Source organism: Helicobacter sp. T3_23-1059 (assembly GCF_053654515.1).
Genome location: NZ_JBSIUV010000044.1, coordinates 1 through 18,294 on the forward strand (window position 1 = coordinate 1; position 18,294 = coordinate 18,294).

18 protein-coding genes and 1 pseudogene are annotated in these 18,294 nt (G+C 35.2%); 11 read left to right on the plus strand and 8 right to left on the minus strand.

Translation table 11 applies throughout. From position 1 onward, the window contains the following. A pseudogene (locus ACWIX0_RS10460) lies at nt 1-186 on the plus strand (IS1595 family transposase); the annotation flags it as partial. Here the strand turns inward: ACWIX0_RS10460 and ACWIX0_RS10465 are convergent. From ACWIX0_RS10465 to topA, 4 genes are all read right to left on the minus strand, one after another. Continuing rightward, a complete protein-coding gene (locus ACWIX0_RS10465; RefSeq protein ID WP_454173948.1) occupies nt 173-391 on the minus strand; it encodes a hypothetical protein in 219 nt (72 codons plus the stop codon). The pseudogene ACWIX0_RS10460 and the gene ACWIX0_RS10465 sit on opposite strands and share 14 nt — an antisense overlap. Continuing rightward, nucleotides 388-909 (minus strand): hypothetical protein, encoded by a 522-nt coding sequence (locus ACWIX0_RS10470; protein WP_454173949.1) that lies wholly within the window; start codon nt 907-909, stop codon nt 388-390. The genes ACWIX0_RS10465 and ACWIX0_RS10470 overlap by 4 nt, the downstream gene beginning before the upstream one ends. Nucleotides 910-1,187: 278 nt before the next feature. Further along, nucleotides 1,188-1,322, minus strand: a complete 135-nt coding sequence (locus tag ACWIX0_RS10475) for a hypothetical protein (protein ID WP_454173950.1) — start codon at nt 1,320-1,322, stop codon at nt 1,188-1,190. 218 nt (nt 1,323-1,540) lie between these two features. Further along, nucleotides 1,541-3,991 carry a type I DNA topoisomerase gene (topA, locus tag ACWIX0_RS10480; RefSeq protein WP_454173951.1) on the minus strand — a complete coding sequence of 817 codons (2,451 nt, stop codon included), beginning with the start codon at nt 3,989-3,991 and terminating at the stop codon, nt 1,541-1,543. A 317-nt stretch (nt 3,992-4,308) separates the two neighbouring features. On the opposite strand from topA, the gene ACWIX0_RS10485 reads away from it, so the two are divergent. The 8 genes from ACWIX0_RS10485 to ACWIX0_RS10520 all read left to right on the plus strand — a co-directional run bounded on the left by ACWIX0_RS10485 (nt 4,309) and on the right by ACWIX0_RS10520 (nt 10,395). Beyond that, complete coding sequence (locus ACWIX0_RS10485; RefSeq protein ID WP_454173952.1) at nt 4,309-4,539, plus strand: hypothetical protein; 231 nt, start codon at nt 4,309-4,311, stop codon at nt 4,537-4,539. A 35-nt stretch (nt 4,540-4,574) separates the two neighbouring features. Further along, nucleotides 4,575-5,426, plus strand: a complete 852-nt coding sequence (locus ACWIX0_RS10490) for a hypothetical protein (protein WP_454173953.1) — start codon at nt 4,575-4,577, stop codon at nt 5,424-5,426. Between the two features lie 33 nt (nt 5,427-5,459). Beyond that, nucleotides 5,460-6,788 carry a hypothetical protein gene (locus ACWIX0_RS10495; protein WP_454173954.1) on the plus strand — a complete coding sequence of 443 codons (1,329 nt, stop codon included), beginning with the start codon at nt 5,460-5,462 and terminating at the stop codon, nt 6,786-6,788. Continuing rightward, nucleotides 6,788-8,005, plus strand: coding sequence for a pentapeptide repeat-containing protein (locus ACWIX0_RS10500; protein WP_454173955.1), 1,218 nt, complete (start codon nt 6,788-6,790; stop codon nt 8,003-8,005). The genes ACWIX0_RS10495 and ACWIX0_RS10500 overlap by 1 nt, the downstream gene beginning before the upstream one ends. A gap of 170 nt (nt 8,006-8,175) precedes the next feature. Beyond that, complete coding sequence (locus tag ACWIX0_RS10505; protein WP_454173956.1) at nt 8,176-8,334, plus strand: hypothetical protein; 159 nt, start codon at nt 8,176-8,178, stop codon at nt 8,332-8,334. 47 nt (nt 8,335-8,381) lie between these two features. Further along, complete coding sequence (locus tag ACWIX0_RS10510) at nt 8,382-9,053, plus strand: tetratricopeptide repeat protein (RefSeq protein WP_454173957.1); 672 nt, start codon at nt 8,382-8,384, stop codon at nt 9,051-9,053. Then, nucleotides 9,053-9,742 (plus strand): hypothetical protein, encoded by a 690-nt coding sequence (locus tag ACWIX0_RS10515; RefSeq protein ID WP_454173958.1) that lies wholly within the window; start codon nt 9,053-9,055, stop codon nt 9,740-9,742. Before ACWIX0_RS10510 ends, ACWIX0_RS10515 begins: the two co-directional genes overlap by 1 nt. A 2-nt stretch (nt 9,743-9,744) precedes the next feature. After that, nucleotides 9,745-10,395, plus strand: a complete 651-nt coding sequence (locus ACWIX0_RS10520) for a DnaJ domain-containing protein (protein WP_454173959.1) — start codon at nt 9,745-9,747, stop codon at nt 10,393-10,395. A gap of 334 nt (nt 10,396-10,729) precedes the next feature. Here ACWIX0_RS10520 and ACWIX0_RS10525 read toward each other — a convergent pair whose 3' ends face one another. From ACWIX0_RS10525 to ACWIX0_RS10540, 4 genes are all read right to left on the minus strand, one after another. Next, on the minus strand, nt 10,730-11,350 hold the full coding sequence (locus ACWIX0_RS10525; protein WP_454173960.1) for a hypothetical protein: 621 nt from the start codon (nt 11,348-11,350) through the stop codon (nt 10,730-10,732). Nucleotides 11,351-11,371: 21 nt separating this feature from the next. Further along, complete coding sequence (locus tag ACWIX0_RS10530; RefSeq protein ID WP_454173961.1) at nt 11,372-13,693, minus strand: TonB-dependent receptor; 2,322 nt, start codon at nt 13,691-13,693, stop codon at nt 11,372-11,374. A 231-nt stretch (nt 13,694-13,924) separates the two neighbouring features. Further along, entirely contained in the window at nt 13,925-14,638 is a 714-nt protein-coding gene (locus ACWIX0_RS10535) for a CheB methylesterase domain-containing protein (protein WP_454173962.1), read from the minus strand. 45 nt (nt 14,639-14,683) lie between these two features. Beyond that, complete coding sequence (locus ACWIX0_RS10540; protein ID WP_454173963.1) at nt 14,684-15,529, minus strand: CheR family methyltransferase; 846 nt, start codon at nt 15,527-15,529, stop codon at nt 14,684-14,686. Nucleotides 15,530-15,680: 151 nt separating this feature from the next. On the opposite strand from ACWIX0_RS10540, the gene luxS reads away from it, so the two are divergent. Together luxS and ACWIX0_RS10550 are read left to right on the plus strand one after the other, a co-directional pair. Next, nucleotides 15,681-16,169 (plus strand): S-ribosylhomocysteine lyase, encoded by a 489-nt coding sequence (gene luxS, locus ACWIX0_RS10545; RefSeq protein WP_454169585.1) that lies wholly within the window; start codon nt 15,681-15,683, stop codon nt 16,167-16,169. Between the two features lie 141 nt (nt 16,170-16,310). Then, entirely contained in the window at nt 16,311-17,951 is a 1,641-nt protein-coding gene (locus tag ACWIX0_RS10550) for a TolC family protein (protein ID WP_454173964.1), read from the plus strand. The last annotated feature ends 343 nt before the right edge of the window (nt 17,952-18,294 follow it).

An 18,294-nucleotide genomic window follows, 5' to 3' on the forward strand; every position in this document is an offset into this window, starting at 1 on the left:
AATGGTATTGAAAACTTCTGGGGTTATGCAAAACATAGATTAAGCAAATTTAAAGGAATCAAAAAAGAGAATTTCTTGCTTCACTTAAAAGAAACAGAATTTAGATATAATACTCAAATTAAACAGCAAGATTTGTATAAAATCTTGCTAAAAATGATAAGAAATCAACCGCTTAAGTTGTCTTGAGCCAAATACAATTATTTGTGTCTGTCTCTTTAGTGCATTCCTCCACACTTTGCAATCCATCATCAATCAATGCTTGACACGCGTTTTTGTCGTTGTTGTCAAAGCATTCATATCTAGCCTTTTCCCACTCCTCCTCGCTCATCACAGAGATTCCCATACTTATTGCGCTTGCTAAGATTCCAGCTATGAATATTAACTTTTTCATTTGTTACACTCCTTTTGCAAATATTTTTCATATTCTCGTAAGATAATATGCCTTACTTTATCCCAAAGCATTACCTTACCATTTTGCTCGTCAAAAATTTTGCCATTTGGATTGCCTTTAGCACTTTTCATTTTTGCATAATTATCTTTGATATTTTGTTTAGAATCAAATTTTGGATTCTTATAGCATTTAGCAATAAGCGTATCTAACGACACTTCTTTTTGATTGCTTTTAGATAATTCCAAAAATGTAAGCAAAATAATGCTGACTTTTTTATTTGGCTTAGCAAACCATAGTGGTGCCTTACATTCTATTTGATTTATAGCTTTTTTGTCCTCATCACTTAATTTGTTGTGATTATTATTCAAAAACCTTTGTTTTATGCTATCAACACGAGAGAATATAAGCATTAAACATTCTAATATTGCTTGAGTGTCAAATTCATCTTTTAGCACACATTTTGTTATGATTTCTGCAATATGCTTGTCTATGATTTTGTCCCAATCTTGTTTTTTCATTTCTTGCTCCTTATTGTAGTTTTTGTTGGTTTTTTGCAAAAAAACGATACTACAAAAAAAAAAAAAAAACAGATTGTTAATGTGGGTTTTAATGATAGATTTTGTGCGAAGTAAGTTTTTGTATATTTGTCATTGCGAGCGTTGCATTTAGTCAAAATGCAAAGCGTGGTAATCTATTTTTGATTAGTGGATTGCTTCGGCTTTTTCAAAACCTCGCAATGACGAAATTTTCTTTGCCATATTGAGTGTGTGCGCGCGAAAATATCTCTATTTGCGTTTTAGATTTTGAGATACTTGGCGCACACGCCCTTAAGTATGACAAGAGTTGGCAGTATCTTTTGAGATAGTTCGGGCATTGCCCTCAGTATGACAAATTGTGGAATTTTGGATTTTGCTTGCGCAACTGCGCCCACTCGCGACTTCGCGCTAAAACGCTACTTTGTAGCTGTGGTCTTGTGCCACGCTGATTTTATAATAAAATCCGCTTGCAATAACGAAATATTCTTTTGTTAGATTTATATTTCGCAAAAAAACTCTCTTGTTGCGTTTGATTGCATTAAATCATATAGATTTTTTGCTTGCACTTAAATATGGCAGATATTTTTTTCATTACGAGCAAAATACCAAAATCTTATGCTTCAATCCTATTTTTGCACTTTAGGCATTCCAAAAATTCGCCACTTTTTAGGGATTTTTCGCCCATCATTCCTCCGCATTTTTCGCATTTGATATTTGTGGGTTTTAGCGGGGAAGTCCATTTGCATTTGGGATAATTTTTGCAACCATAAAACGCCCCGCGCCTACTCATTCTCTGCACGATAGATTCTTTGCCACATTCTGGGCAGGTTATGCCTTCTATTATGGTTGCTTCTTTTTTTTCTGCGTTTAGGGATTTTGCGTTTTTGCATTGCGGATAGCCACTGCAGGCGAGAAACTCCCCTCTTTTGCCCATCTTTTTTACCATTGGTTTTCCGCATTTTTCGCACACGCCATTTGCTTCATCTATGTTAGATTCTTGGTTTGTTTCATTGCTAGATTCTTTTTTGATATATTTGCATTTTGGATAGCCACTGCACCCTGTAAATTCCCCATAGCGCGATTTTCGCACGATTAGCTCTTTGCCACATTCAGGGCAGGATTCTCCTGTGAGTTTTGCTAGCTTTTGGCTAGCGATATTGCTTTTGCCTGATTCTATTTTGGCGATAAATGGCTCATAAAAATCCCATAGCACCTCTTCCCACGAATGCTGTTTTAGCGCAATAGAATCTAGCTTTTCTTCCATTCCTGCGCTAAATGCGCTATCTACTATTTCATTAAAATGCGCTTCTAGCAACTCTATCACGCTAAACGCGCTATCTTGCGGGACTAAAGCGCGATTTGTGATGGTGATATATTCTCTATTTACTAGCAGGCTAACGGTTGGGGCATAGGTGCTAGGACGCCCTATGCCTAGTGATTCTAGCATTTTTATAAGGCTTGCTTCGCTGTATCGTGCGGGCGGCTCGGTAGTGTGCTTGGTGGCTTTGATTTCATTTGGGCTGATTGCCTCGCCTTTTGTAAATTCTGGCAAAAGTTTGTCTTTGTCATCATTACCTAAGATTTTGTAAAATCCATCAAAGATTAGTTTTCTGCCATTTGCGCGAAACTCGCTTGGCTCGCTAAAATCACTTACAAAACTCACGCTTTGTGTTTCATAGATAGCATCTTGGCTTTGGGAGGCTAAAAAGCGATTATAAATAAGGGTGTAGAGTTTTAGCTCATCTGGTTTTAGGTAGTTTGCAGCGATTTGGGGAGTAAAATCGATATTTGTAGGGCGAATCGCTTCGTGTGCTTCTTGCGCTCCTTTTGATTTGCTAGCATAGATTTTTGGCTTTTGTGGGACATACTTTTCACCATAGATTTTGGTTATGTGCGCTCTAGCCGCCTCGCTTGCCTCTTTTGCGATATTTAGGCTATCAGTTCGCATATAAGTGATGATGCCCATAGTGCCTTTGTCTGTTGGGACACCTTCATATAGTTTTTGGGCGATACTCATCGTGCGTGTGGGGGAGTAGCTTAGGTTTGATGAGGCAGATTGCTGGAGGGTGGAAGTCATAAAAGGTGGCGGAGTGGCTATCTTTTTTTCTTTGCTAATGATTTGGGCTATGGTGTAAGTCGTGCTTTTTAGGTGGGCTAGCATTTCATCAGCCATTTTTTGTGAGCTAATGTCAAGTTTTTGTAGTTTTTTGCCTTGATAGATTATTAGCTCAGATTCTACCTCGCTAGATTTTGCCCTGCCAAAATTCGCGCTAATGGTGAAAAAATCCTGCGGAACAAAGGCTTTTATTTCGCGCTCTTTATCGATGATGATTTTTAGCGCGGCGGACTGGACTCGCCCTGCGGATAGCCCTTTTGAGATTTTGCTAGAGATTAGCCCGCTTAGTTTAAACCCTACGATTCTATCTAGCAGTCGCCTTGCTTGCTGGGCATTTACTTTGTCCATATCGATTTCTCTAGGATTTGCTAGGGCATTGTCTATGGCTGTTTTTGTGATTTCGTGAAATACGATTCTAGGGTAGCTTGAGAGTGCCTTGCTAGAATCTATCGCCTGCGTGATATGGTAGCCGATAGCCTCGCCCTCTCTGTCCTCATCGGTTGCGATGTAGGTTGTCTTGGCGTTTTTGGCAAGCGTTTTTATCTGTGCTACGATGTCTTTGTGTCCTTCATCTATGGTGTATTGTGGTGTGAAATGTTTGTTTTGTATTTTGATTCCAAAGGAAAATTTTGGCAAATCGCGGATATGCCCTTTGGACGCGATGACTTCATAGCCATTGCCTAAAAAATTTTTTATGGTTTTGGCTTTGGCTGGGGATTCTACGATGATGAGGTTTTTGTTTTGTTTGGTGTTATTTTGTGCGGTGGCTCTTTGCTTAGCGTTATTTTGTGTGGTGGTGGCAGGTTTTGAAGTGGTTGATTTTGCAGAATCTTTTGTGCTAGATTTTATGCTTTTTGTGGCTTTTGTGGCGGATTCTGCGAGTGTTTTTGCTTTGTTTGTGGGTTTGTTGGTGTTGTTGCTTGCAGTGGAAATGCGTGGTTTATTCATTTGAGATTCTCCGTATAGATTTTGTCTAAGTTTTGCCGTGCAAAATATTGCGTGATGACAATAAAGGCACTTATGCTTTGCGCGGTTTTTTTATTTTTTTTTTTTGGGCTTGCATTATAGCAAGATTTTTATAAATAGTCGTATTTGCTTACCTTTCCACAAGACAAAAACGATTGCAAAAACGCTTGGCAAAATATTTAAGCCATTGCGTTTTATCATTTAGAATCTGTTTTTCTTTTTTTTTTGTAGAATAAAATCTTAATGGTTAATTTTAAAAAAAGTAATGATATTTGAGGTTGGATATTATGCGGATAAAGATGAAAAATTGTGTGATAGTGTTTGCGCTATTTTCAATGTTTGAAAATATTGTTTGTGCTAATAGTGTTAGCGAATATAAAGAAGCTATAAAAGAATATAAACAGGCAGTTAAGGAATACAAAGAAAAAACAAAAGAAGTAATTGCAAAAATGCAAGAAATAGAAAATGTGGTAGATGAATTGATACAAGCAGTCAATGAAGCAAAAGCAAGTATAGAGAAATACAAATAATCAAATAATTTTTAAAAATCAATAAGGTAATACAAGTGAAAATTAAAAATGTAGCAATAGTGTTAGGCTTGATTATGTTTTGGATAATCTTTTGTGTGCTTTATTATATTATCGATGAATGGAGTCAATCAAATTTAGAGAATAAATTCGCCACAATGATAGAAAAAGCACAAGATTATGTAATGGAAAATGATTTAGATGAAATAACACAAGAATACCTACAAGCAAGACAAGAACTGATTAACATAGGCAAAGAGATGAATGAGGCTAACACTGAAAAGAATAAAAAAGTAGGGACATATCCACAAGTATTTGAGAATATAGATTCTAATATGCTAAACAAAATAGAAATAATAGAGAATAAATATTTAAATAACTGCAAAGAACTTGTTAATTTAATGACTGAACATATGGAAATAGCAAATAAAATGTTAAGGGCACAAAACAAAGCAATAAAAGCAGGAAGGGAAGTTGGTAAGCTAATAGAGAATCCACAAATATCAACAATAAATGAAATGACAAAAGCGAACAACACACTTGCAAATGAAATAACCTTACTAGCAAATAAGGCTATGTTAGCAGTGTTTGAAATCCGTAAATTGCGAGATAGATTTACATTTAGCAACAATATAGAGAACACATTATACAAAGCATATGCAAAAATATCAAAATATGAGAATGAAGTTTTATCAACACAGAAAAAACTGCTTGAAAAACAAGGCCAATTCTTTGAAATTGAAATTGAAGATAGTGAATTTTTAAAAGTAGCTAAAAAATATGAAACAGTGTTAAAAAAGTATAATTCAATGTCGCAGAAATACATAGGCGCAATAAATGAATTTTTAAAAGTAGTAGATGAAGCAAAAGCAAGCGTTGGGGCAAATTAAAAGCGCAAAAGCTGTATTGTAGGGTGTGTAGATATGAGAATTTTAGCTAGCGTGTTAGTATTATCGTTTATGTTTGCACTAAATGGGTGTGGCACAAAACCTAAATATATTATAGATTCTGCCTCCCAGACTAGCTTTTCTCTTGATAGTCACGACATAGATTCTATGGTAGAGATTCACGCCAAATCGCTACTATCTAAAAATTTTGTCAAAAAGTTAGAATCTAGTAAAATTATTGCTATCTCAGATGTAGAAAATGCCACAGGAGAAAATATTGATATAGATTTAATAATAGAACAATTTAAAAAATCATTAAGCAATTATGAAAAATTTACTTTTAGTAAAGCTGTCGCAGGAAGTGGTGGCAAGGTAGATAAAATGCTAAAAGATTCTCGCAAATTAAGAAATGATGATGAATTTAATCAATATTCTATACAAGAAAAAGGAAATCTACTTGCCCCTGATTATTCACTCTCTGGCAAGTTAAGTCGCAAAAACACGCGTTTAGGAAAAAATATGCGCGTAGATTACGCACTTAGCTTTACATTGACAGACATAAAAAGTGGCATAGAAGTATGGAGCAATATTGCTAAAATTTCTAAAATAATCCCACAAGATAAAATTAAAGAATACACACAAAGCGAATTTGATAATTTTGTCAGCAAGCAAGAGCCACATTTTGCAATGGATACAGAGGAATGGAGCGCGTTATGGGCTGAATGTGCTAATGATGATTTAGATTCGTGTCAAAAATTGGCTGATAATGGATTAAAAAGCGTAAATCAATGTGAATTGTATGATTGTGTAAAAATTGGTTTTGTGTATGAGAAACTTAACCAACAATCAAAAGCGATAGATTACTATAAACGAGATATGGTTTTAGGAAATACCGTGGCATATAGCTATTTAGGCTGGATATATGACAAAAGTGGTGATAATATCAATGCAAAAAAATATTTTGAAAAAGCCTGCGATTATGGCACGGATTTTTATATTTATTGCGCAAAATTAGCATTTTTATACCAAAAAAATAAGGATTCTAAACAAGCAAAAGAATACTTTGAAATCGCTTGTGAAAAAAGTAGTGTAGAAGTGGCTAGAGCAAGGTCTTGTTATGAATTGGGTGCAATGTATTTGCAAGGCAATGAGAATTTATTGCAAGATGTTCGCAAGGCATTTGAGTTATTGAAAACAAGCTGTGATTTGAAATATGGATTTGGTTGTAGCGCATTAGGTTTATTTTATGAAAATGGGGTGCTTGTTACCAAAAGTCCATTTAAGGCAAAATATTTTTATAGCAAAGCGTGTAGATTGGGCGACCAAGAGGGTTGTGATAATTACAAAATGTTGGAGGGAAAATAATGCAAAATCAACACAAAAGTAATTTGCCAAGACTAATATATCGCAATAACAAACTAATGCTTGTAATCCCTAGCGAGAATCTAGAAACCATAGATTTTCAAAAAATATGCGCAAAATATGACAAAGATTTCCCACCAAATGTGATTAAAAAAGATGGCGAGCGATATATCATCTGCAAATCGTTAGAAATCAGCAATGACGGCTTTAATGCAAAATCAAAATCTAAAGAAAAATGTGAGATTAACGCGCAAATATGTTTTAAATATATCACTTTTGGAGATTCTAAAGAATCTTTGCGCATAGATTTTCAACATTGTGAGTTTAGAGTTAGGGTGTATTTCACCAACTGCGAGTTTAATGGAAATGTGTTTTTTAACCACGCGGTATTTTGTGATTATGCGGATTTCCACGAAAGTATTTTTAATGGTATCGTGTCGTTTTATAATGCAGAATTTAAATCTGCGCCCAATTTTTCTACTTGCGTGTTTAATAATATTCAAGGGACAAACTTTATCAATGTGAAAATGGATAATATAGATTTTAAGGATATTGAAAATTTTGTAGAAAGATACAAGAAAGACAAATATTATGATGACAAATCAAAACAAGATAATGAATTTAAAATCCGCTATGCAAGCAATGCCCGCGATTCATTTCGCACGATAAAAAATGTATTGATTGAAAATAATAACTTACTAGACGCGTCAAATTGGCATAAATTAGAACTCTATGCAAAAGAGCAAGAAATAAATTTAAACAATCCTAAGAAACTCAGCAAAGATTGGTGTGATAAGATTCAACTTTGCTTTTATAGACATACTTCAGCACACCACACGGATTTGCTAAAGATTCTCTCGTGGTTTATTGTTTTGGTGGGGAGTTTTTCTGCAATCTTATTTTGTATCAAAGCCCTAGATAATTTAGTAATATGGGGGAGTGTTTTTGTAGTTGCTTCTTTTATATTGCTATCTTTATGGTTGGTTTTTAATAAAATAAGTTGCTTTGGCTTTTTTACCTCATTAAGTCTCGTGCCTTGTGTGTGGCTACTAACTTGGAATCCAAAATATATCTTTGGCGTGGCAAATCTCTTTGGCAACGATAAATGTCAAAATGATTGGTTTGCTAATTTAATTCTCTCGGTGTATAGCATTCTTTTTATTCTCATAGTTTTTTCTCTGCAAAAAACCGCACGCAAAAATTCCATAATCCCAAGTTAAAAGGAAGTACGATGCTTGAAAATAGAATAGATAAAACACAAAAACGGCAAATGATATTATTTTGTGTGGCAATGATTCTATTATCTAGGTGGATAGTAGCACTATGTTTTATTTTATTGTTATGTTGCATTTTATTGTTCCATTACTTTAAAAACAGGTCATATACAAAAATGATAAATTCTCTAAATATTGGGGACAGAATCATAAGCAATATGGGCGTTATTTGTGAGATTGTAGAAGTGAGGCTTAAATATTTTGTAGTCAAAATTAGCGATGAGAATACAGCAAAACTTCATAAAGATTTTGTATGTCGCAAAATTGATAACTAACAAGAATCTAAGCATATAAAATACTATGAATAAATAAGGAGCAAGCATTGACAAGATTTATATTAACATTTGGATTTTGGCTATGTTTATTAAGTGTAGCTATTTGCGATTTAAGTGAGGAAGAATATCAATTTGCATATAATAAATGCGTAGTAGATAAAGAAGCGGATATGTGCCGCTTGCTAATCCAAAATGGTTATTTCACGCAAAATATTGATGAATGCGATAAAGATTCTTGTTTAATTGTAGGATGGACTTACAAAATAGCTGGCTACGAATCTCAAGCCATGGAGTATCTAAAAAAAGCTATTGATTTAGGACAATCCGAAGCTTATTCGTACTTAGGTGATTTGTATATAGCTAAAGAAGAATTTATAGAAGCTAAACAAAACTACGAAAAATGTATCAAAAAATGTGCTTACAAACTTAGCAAAGTTAATAGTGCTTTGTGGTTAGGGGCAATGTATGAAGGTGGAAAATACGCAAAACAAGATACGCAAAAAGCCATACAGTTATATAAAATGGCTTGTGATTCTGGCATTTTAGATGCAATATTCCAAATAGCATTTGCGTGTTATAGGCTTGGCGAAATCTACGCTAATGGAACAGACATAGAAACAAACATAGATTTTGCAAAAAAATACTATGGCAAAAGCTGTGAATTAGGATTCACTCAAGGCTGCGATGATTATAACTTAATTGAAAAAGGAGTGCAGTAATGATAAGCATCGTAGAATTAGTATCAATCGTAGCATTGTTAGTTATTACACCTGTATCTTTATGCTATGGTGATAAGTGGGTAAAGTGGCTTATAAAAGCAAGACTTCTTAAGCAAGAAATTGATAACAAATCTAATGTGTTAAGGTTGTTTTTAGCGAGCATTATTGTTTTGTTACCGATTATTGGTGCATTCTTAATTACCTTTACACAAATTGGTTTGCTTGTATATAAACTTAATAATCCAAGTTTTATTGTGAGATTATTTTTTGTTGTTGAGGAATACATTTTTAAAAGAGGTTGTTTGCTTGTTATAGTATTAGTTGTAGTTTCCCCATTTTTTGCACTAGGAGAATTTGTTGGCTTTATCGTTATGTTTATATGTGGTGGTTTGTTTTATTATTATATGTGCTGGTGGCTTTGTATAGGCTCATCACAAACACTTGCCAATAACAAGAACACTAGAGATTATAAAATCATAAAAGTGATGTCTTATATTTTTGTGGTTTGTTATGTGTTGTGTTGGATTATAGTGGCTATTTTTGTGAGTTTTGAAAAGACGGAAAGTTTTATGTTTTGTATGGTTGGTATTTTTTTGTTTTTATTTGCGCCTATTGCTTTAAGAAGTTTTGTTAGAAAAATGTGTTTTGATATTTTAGAAGCACAAAATAGACAAACAAGTCAAGGATAAAAATGCCAATATTATATCGTTGTATTTTTATCGGCATAGCAATATCTATCATAGCTTCAATAATAGATATTGAGGATATAATTAGGATAGTTCTAATAGGTGTGAGCATAGGGTTGGTGTTGGCGGTGATTTATTACACAGCTCGCTTTGCGATGAAAAATACTAAAATATTCATAAAATACGCAATATATGTAGTTGTAGCTATTGTCGCTATTGTAGTCATATATAATATTTTGGATTATAATGATTTACCAAGTTATGCTGTTGCTAAGATTTTTTCCAAACTCATTCTTTTTGTAATTGTTTTTGGTGCAATATATTTTGTTAATAAAATAGGCGATAAAAAAGAGGATAAATATAGTGCAAAACAAGAATCTAGTAACCGATATAGCAATGATGACAAAACAACGCAAAATAATTATCATCAAAACAACACAAATTATACCAAAACAGATGAGATTCCAAGTTGGCTAAAACAATATTATGATTTGCTAGAAATACCTACAAATGCAAGCAAAGAGCAAATAAAACAAGCATATAAAAATCTTGCCAAAAAATATCACCCTGACTTAAATAAATCTGCAGAATCACAGGAGCGTTTTATAGAGATACAAACAGCATATCAAACAATTATGAAAAACTTTAATGCTTAATTTTATTTATAAATGCAATAAAATCTTTAGTTATTTTGCGCATTTTCAAATAATGCTCAACCAATATTAAGCAGATTCTATCTTATCATTTTCAGTAAGATTTTATACAAATCTTGCCCTTTGATTTAGTGATGACTATCTAAATTCTGCTTCTTTGAAATGCAGCAAAAACACCCTTTTTAATGTCTCTAAATTTATTTAGTCTAAACTTAGCATATTCCATTCTGCTTACATTTGCAAACATAGCAAAACAAATTTTTTATCCACTTTGCGACTAAAATCTATTTCGCAAAAATTTGTTTGATATTACTTTGAAAAATAGTCAAAATTTTACCTAAAATGTCAAGCCGTATATGCCTAATGTCGCACTTATAACAAAGCCTAACACGATTGTGAATAAGTATTTTTTACCATTTTTTCTAAAATCACACATTAAAAGACCTGTAATGTAAGTAATCCCCATAAACACCACAAAGCAAAATGCCAATATGCTAAACCCCACTCCTGCGCGGGAAAAATGCAGGGCAACAAGATTTGCTAAAAAATCATTTTTGCAAATTAGGATTTGTCTTGGGCTAGATTTTGCTACTTCTACACTATGGTGCGTGCTACCAAGTATGAAGTGATTTTTATCTCTAGAATCGTATAAATTTGTGTTTAGCGGGATAGTGATTTGATTTTGGGCTAGAAAAGCTAGGATTTTAGCCCTCGCAGATTCTCTATCAGCATTGCTAGAATCCACATCAAGCGGATACATAAAATCACTAAAAAAATGCTTTTGTGTCTCATCTAGCGCGATAGCCTGCCTATCCACTCCACCAAAATATCCAAAAATGCAGACAATCCCTGTGATTTTATACATTAGCGCGAGTGGCAAGAAAAATAAGCTAATATACAAATGATAGCGCAAAAATGTAGCGCGGTGTTTTTTGATAATATGCTTTACTTTTTTCATTTGTATTGCTATTTACTAGAATCAAAATTTCGCGGCTAGGCTAACGCTAAAATTTCTTAAATTGCCGATTTGGTGCTGTGCTCCTGTGTTTGCAAAGTAATATCCATAAGAATCATACAATGCGTTTGTGATATTCGCCACATTTAGTGCTAGGGTGATATTTTTGGCAAATTCTGCCCTTGCACCAACATTAAACAATGCGTATGATGGCTGATAGAAACTATGTGTTTGAGAAAAATAAATACGCGAATTAAACGATAGCGAAGCATTTAGATAAAAACTTGCAAAAGAGGCACGCCATATAATGCTATCTATGCTTGCATTTAGGCTAAATTTGGGTGAAAATGGCACTTGCAATCCGCGTATTGAAACATCTCCGATTTCTTGTGGCACGCGCGCATCTTTTGTATATTTTGCGTCAATGTATGCAAAATTTAGCATAAAAAAACTATCTTTTAAAAAGTTTAACTTGCCTTCAAACTCAAATCCGTGCGATAAAGCATCGCCTAGATTTCCTATCGCGCCTAGTGGCGTAGCACCATTTGCTTGAGTTGCGATTAGGATATTTTGTTGTTGGTTTTGTGTGTATAAGAAAAAATAATCTGTGTTTATGTAGATTCTGTCATTCCAAAAAAATCCTTTATATCCAAATTCTGCCATATAGTTTATTTCAGGTTTGAAAAAATTACTATATGCTTGAGAAAAAACGGCATTTGGAAAACCACCTGCTTTAAATCCACGCGAACCTGATAGATATAGTTTATGATCGCTTAATATATGATATGAAAGTGCTGTCCTTAAGCTAAATTGATGAAAATCTACTTTGTTTGTAAAGCTATTTACATTGTTTGTGCTAGTAGCCCCTTTTGCGTAGTTTATTTGACTATTATTGTATTGATACCTTGCTCCTAGACTTATGTCAAATCGTGCAGGCAATAAGATTTTATGGTCAGTAAAAAGCGCAAAAGTCGCTGTCCTAAGTTTATTATCATCATCTTGTCTAGTGTTGTCTTTGATAAAATGGTGTCTAAAATGATTCCACAAAAAAAATGCACCATAAAGCGAAGTGGAGTCATTGCTATAAGTTTGTGTGAGTTTTAGCTCATCGCTAAGTTGGATTTGATTTTCCTCCCAAGTGCTACCAAAATTTGTGATTGGCATTTGCCTATCTTGGACGCTAAATACATTATTTACCTCTATGTTATCGCTTCGATAACCACCTTTCAGTGCGTAAGTTTGCACGGTGCGCTCAGCATCTGGGATACCATTTGTGCCGAAATCATAGCTAAGATTATTTTTGTTTTGTATGTGGCTATTGCTTAGGTAGAAAAAATCGTGATTGCGCGTTTTGTCAAAATAATAATCCACGCCTGCATAGATTTTGCCATCATCATAAAGTAGGCTAGCTCTAGCTAGATTGCTTGTGGAAGTATCGGCTTTTTTGCCTGTTTGGGCGTCTTTTATTTGTCCCAAAAAATAGCTGTGCTTAAAGCTAAATTTGGCATATAATTTATCTTTGATAATCGCACCGCTTGTGCTTGCTTGCACGCTTCTATGTAGATTACCAAAGCTAGCTTTAGCACTTGCTTTTGTTTTGTTGCTTACTACATTAGAGTTTATTGCTAGCACGCCTGCTTGGGCATTTTCGCCATAGAGTGTGCCACTCATTCCTTTAAAAAGCTCGACATTTTCGACATCTAGTAATTCTTGGTTGATAAAAAATATGTCTTGTGGGACACCATCGACATATAATCTCACGCTTGGATTATAATAATAGCCTGAATGAAGTCCGCGCAAAGTGATGCTAGGATACGCGCTACCACCTGTATTTGTGATATATAGCCCTGAAAACATTTGTCCTAAGTCTTTAGAATTTTGCACATTTAGTTTGCTTAGTGTTTCACTATTCACAGAGGCGATATTGTCATTTTCATCAAAGATTTCTCTTTGGGATTTTGCTGTGCTATAAGTAGTTATTTTTTCTAAAATATGCGTTTCTATCGCATTTAAATCGCTAGGATTTTGCGCTATTTGATTTGGGAAATCTAAGGATTTATCAGTAGCGTTATTTTGTGTATTTTGCTGTGTATCTGTTATTTGCGCGGTGGGATTAATATTTTGTGCTTGTGTGGGATTATCACTAGAATCTACTAGGGCAAGTTTTGTAAGATTTGTATCTAAGACATTTTGGTATTTATGGTTTTTACCCCCCCCCCCCGCTAGGGTTTTATGCGTTTTTTGATTGGCAAAAGTTTGCGTGCCTAGACTAAGCAGGGCTATACAAATAGTAGCTTTTTGCAAAAAGTGGCTTTTTATGGGGGCTGCATTTTGTAAATTTTTCATTGTTTTGTCCTTTAAAGTAATTTTGCACTAAAAAAACTTAACTTGTTTTTAAGCACATTTTATGAGGCAGAATTATTATGTGTTATAGCTTAAAATTTTATAAAATTTTGTAAAAAATGCAAATGATTTTTATAGCTTCTTAGAATCTAATAAATAATGATAAAAACATAAAATCAAATGAGAATCAAAAAATCTTGAAAAGTCTAAAAGCACCATTTAACAAACAAGAATCTAAATATGATACTCCTCATCATCGATTTTTACGCCTCGTTTTTGAGGCAATCTATCCTCTGCGTAAGCTATGATTTTGTCTGCGATATTTTGCAGAGCTACGATTTCATCGATTGCGCCTGCTTCGATTGCTTGCTTTGGCATACCAAACACCGTGCAAGTGGCTTCATCTTGTGCGATTGTATATGCACCATTTTGGTGCATTTCTTTTATACCGATAGAGCCATCATCGCCCATTCCTGTTAGTATTATGCCTAGCGCGCTTTTGCCCGCGCAATTATTTGTCGCACGGAAAAGTATATCCACGCTTGGCAAGTGGCGAGAGATTCTAGGACCATCAATAGGGCAGGCGTAGTATCTCCCCGCTTCACAGCCGATTTTTAGCTGCATTCCTGCTTTGGCGATATATGCGCAATCGTGCTTTAGAATCTCTTTTTTTTCTAGCTCCACCACAGAGATTTTAGATTTAGAATCTAGCCTAAGGGCTAAGGACTTAGAAAAGCCCTCTTGAGTGTGCTGGACGATGAGTATGGGAGGTAGATTAGTATCTTGTGGTAATGCGCTAAGCACCGCTTCTAGGGCTTGAGGACCGCCTGTAGAAGAGCCTATGACTATGATTTTTTCCCGCCCGATAGGACAGGGCTGGGATTTTAGAAATACATCGGGGTGGAGCTTTTCTTGCACTCCTTTGAAATCTTTGCTTGATTCTGCCATACTTTGCGCTACCTTTGTGGATTTATTTGTGTGGATTTATTTGACTTATTCGCGGATTTTTATGTAGGTTTTGTTTCCTAGTCGCTCGACTCTGTCTTTTAGCCCTAGCAAATCCTCCGCGTGCCCTAGATAAAACACCCCGCCGATTTTTAGATGCGTAAAAAGTCGTTTTAAAATCATCTCTTGATCCTCAATTTTGAAATAAATCAAAATATTGCGACAAAAGATTATATCAAAGTCATTTTTGTTAAATGGATATTTTTCTGCAAAAAGATTTAGATTTTGAAATTTTAAAATCGATTTTAGCTCTGGTTTTGCTTGGATTTGCAAAGTGCCGTTTGGATTTTGACTAATCGTGTCAAAATATTTATCCATATTTACCCAATTTGGCAAATGAAGTCTTGGGTTAAAATTAAACACGCCATCTTTTGCGGCTTGCAAGACTTTGGTGTCAATGTCTGTGGCGATGATTTCTATGTCGCTTGAAGAGCGATAAATCTCTTTGGCATATAGCGCGGTGGCTGCGATAGAGTATGGCTCTTCGCCTGTGGAGGAAGCCGCACAATAGATTTTGATTTTGAAATGACTTTGAAAAAGGATAGGCATAGCCCTATCAAGCATATCTTGGAAATGCACTCTCTCGCGGAAAAAATCTGTCTTATTTGTCGTAAAAGCATTGATAAAAAGCTGTCGTGCTTGAGCGTTTTGGCTAGCAATGTCTAAAATATCTTGCACGGTTTGCGCATCGCTAAAGACGGCATTGCGCGTGAGAGAATCTAGTCGATTTTTCATCATTGTTTGCTTGGAGTTGTTTTCTAGGTGGATTCCTGTTAGCTCATAAAGATAGGCTTGGATTTTTTTAAAAGATTTTGCTACATCATCAAGTTGCAAGGTTTATCCTTTTTTTGTTATGTTTCAAAGATTTGAAATTGTAGCAAAAAATTTGGCAAATATTTTTCACATTGCTTTCACTTTAGCAAACTATAATCCAAATTTCACTAAGATTCTATCTATTAAATTTTGATTTCTTAAAGGAGAATCTATGCCATTACTAGATAGTTTTAAGGTAGATCACACTATTATGCCAGCTCCTGCTGTGCGCTTAGCAAAGACGATGGAAACGCCAAAGGGCGATAAAGTGTGCGTGTTTGACTTGCGCTTTTGCAAGCCAAATGAGGAAATTTTAAGCGAGAAGGGAATCCACACGCTAGAGCATCTTTTTGCAGGATTTATGCGTGAGCATCTCAATGCCTCAAGTGTCGAAATTATCGATATTTCGCCGATGGGCTGTCGCACGGGATTTTATATGAGCGTGATAGGCACTCCAAGCCAAGAGAGTGTCAAAGAAGCGTGGGAAGCGAGTATGAAAGATATTTTGCGCGTAAGCGAAATCCCAGAGGCAAACAAGTTTCAATGTGGCACTTATGCTATGCACTCACTTAAAGAAGCCCAAGACATCGCCAATGATACGCTAAATAAGGGCATTGGCATAATGGATACACAAAAATTGCTACTCAAAGAGTTTGCGTAAAAAAGTCCTAAAATCATAGAATCAACATTTTTAAGGATTTTAGAAAAATCTTTTTTGCGCGTTCTTTTTTTGGTTTGTATTTTGTGTAGCGATTTTACAAAACAAAAGCAAAACAAGGCAAAATCAAAGGAATAACGCCAAATGAGATTTATAAGATTCTTTCATTTTTGGAGTATGGGCTTTTTTGTGTCGCACTTTTGTGCGTGCGAAATATTTGTGCGCACAATGTTTGCGCGTGCAGAATTTGTGCGCAAAAGATTTGTGCGTGGATTTTGCGTGGATTTTGCGCGCTTAGCAAATGCGCTTAGGTTTTTTGTAGGTTTTGGATTTGTGCTTTTGTGGGGGGCATATCTCGGTGGCTGTGCTTCGCCATACACAAATGAGCGCGTAGCAAAAGAAATATCACTAAAAGAAAATCTGCGAAACTCCCTAAAAGGCGAGGTAGCACTGCCAAAATCGCTTTTAGATTCTGCCTCAAATGCTACGAAAGATAGCATAAAAAAAAGCAAAAGTGATGAGGTGGATTATCTTAAAAACTTGCTGTTTTTTATCAATGATAATAGGTTAAAATCCCTGCTAGAAACCGCCCTGCAAAACAACACAAATATCCTAACCCTCACTTCACAAATCGCGCAATCAAGGGAATCTCTAGGGTTAGCAAATGCAAATATGCTACCCAAACTTTCTTTTAATATGGGGCATAACTTCTCAAGTGGCAATTACAGCCGATACCAAATAAACTACAATCAAAACACCGTAAATGCAAACCTTTCTTTGTCGTGGGAGATTGATTTATTTGGCAAGCTAAATTCTTTGCGAAAATCTCAAAAATATCAATACCTTGCCGCATTTTCTAATTTAGAAGCCGCAAAAGTAAGTCTAATAGGCGAGGTAGCGACAAATTATTACACGCTCATAAAGACTCATAATGCAAGGCTTAGAGCCACACAAATCCTAGAAAATAACGAAAAAATCTTACTTTTATCGCGCGAAAAATACGCACTAGGCTTGCTAGATATTTCCACTCTTAGCCCGCTTATAGCCACACTATCAAGCGCAAAATCAAACCTAAACGCCCTAAAACTACAAGAAGAGCAAACAAGAAACGCACTTTTGGTGCTACTAAATAGCGTTGATTCTAGCGTGCTAGATGAGATTATCCAAAGTGAAGAAACAATAGATTTTAGCGAGGCAAAAATCCCTATTGTGCGCGAATTTCCACAAGATATTTTGCTAAATAGAGAGGATATAAAATCTAGCATTGCCACGCTAAATTCACAGATTATGCTAGGCAATTCTAAAAAAGCCGCACTTTTTCCATCTATCTCGCTTGGTGGGAGTTTGGGGCAGATTTTGTATTCGGCAAGGGGGGCTGGTAGTCTTATTTGGCAAATCACAAGCTCACTTACCTCGCCACTGCTAAATCGCGCTAGCCTAACCAAAGACTACAAAATCCAAAAAGAAGCCACCAAGCAAGCCTACTACGCGCTAGAAAATACGATACGCACGGCACTAGGCGAAGTGGAAAACGCACTAATGCAGGTAAATACCTCAAAAGATTCACTTAAGTTTCAAGTCCAAAGTTTTGCTAGCTCACAAGATCTACTAGAAGCAGCGCATTCAAGCTACAAGCTAGGAATCCAAAATGAAGATACTTATTTGGCAAATGAAAATTCATTTCTAAACGCATATCAAAGCCTAGACGAAGCAAAATTTGCTCAAATAAATTCTATAATCGTGCTTTATAAAGCATTTGGCGGGAATCTAAGCGCGTCAAACTAGCAAAATTTAGCAAATATTTTTAAGTCTTTTTTTGGCGATACAGGCTTTATAATTGCGTGAATTTTTTAGATTCTACTACAAATCTAAAAATTCGCAACAATGCTATGTATGTTTATTTTATCATTGCAAACCAATCACAAAACTTGCGAGAAAAACTATCCCCTTGTCATACTTAAGCGTAAGTTAATCTCTAAACTTCAACAACACAAATAGAAGCATTTTGCTTTATACTGCTTGCCTCACACTACGCATTTTACCAAGTACGGTAAAGATAAAGTATGACAAACATCAAAGTATAAAAACATAAAGTAAAGCAAACATACAAAAAACCACAAAAACTACA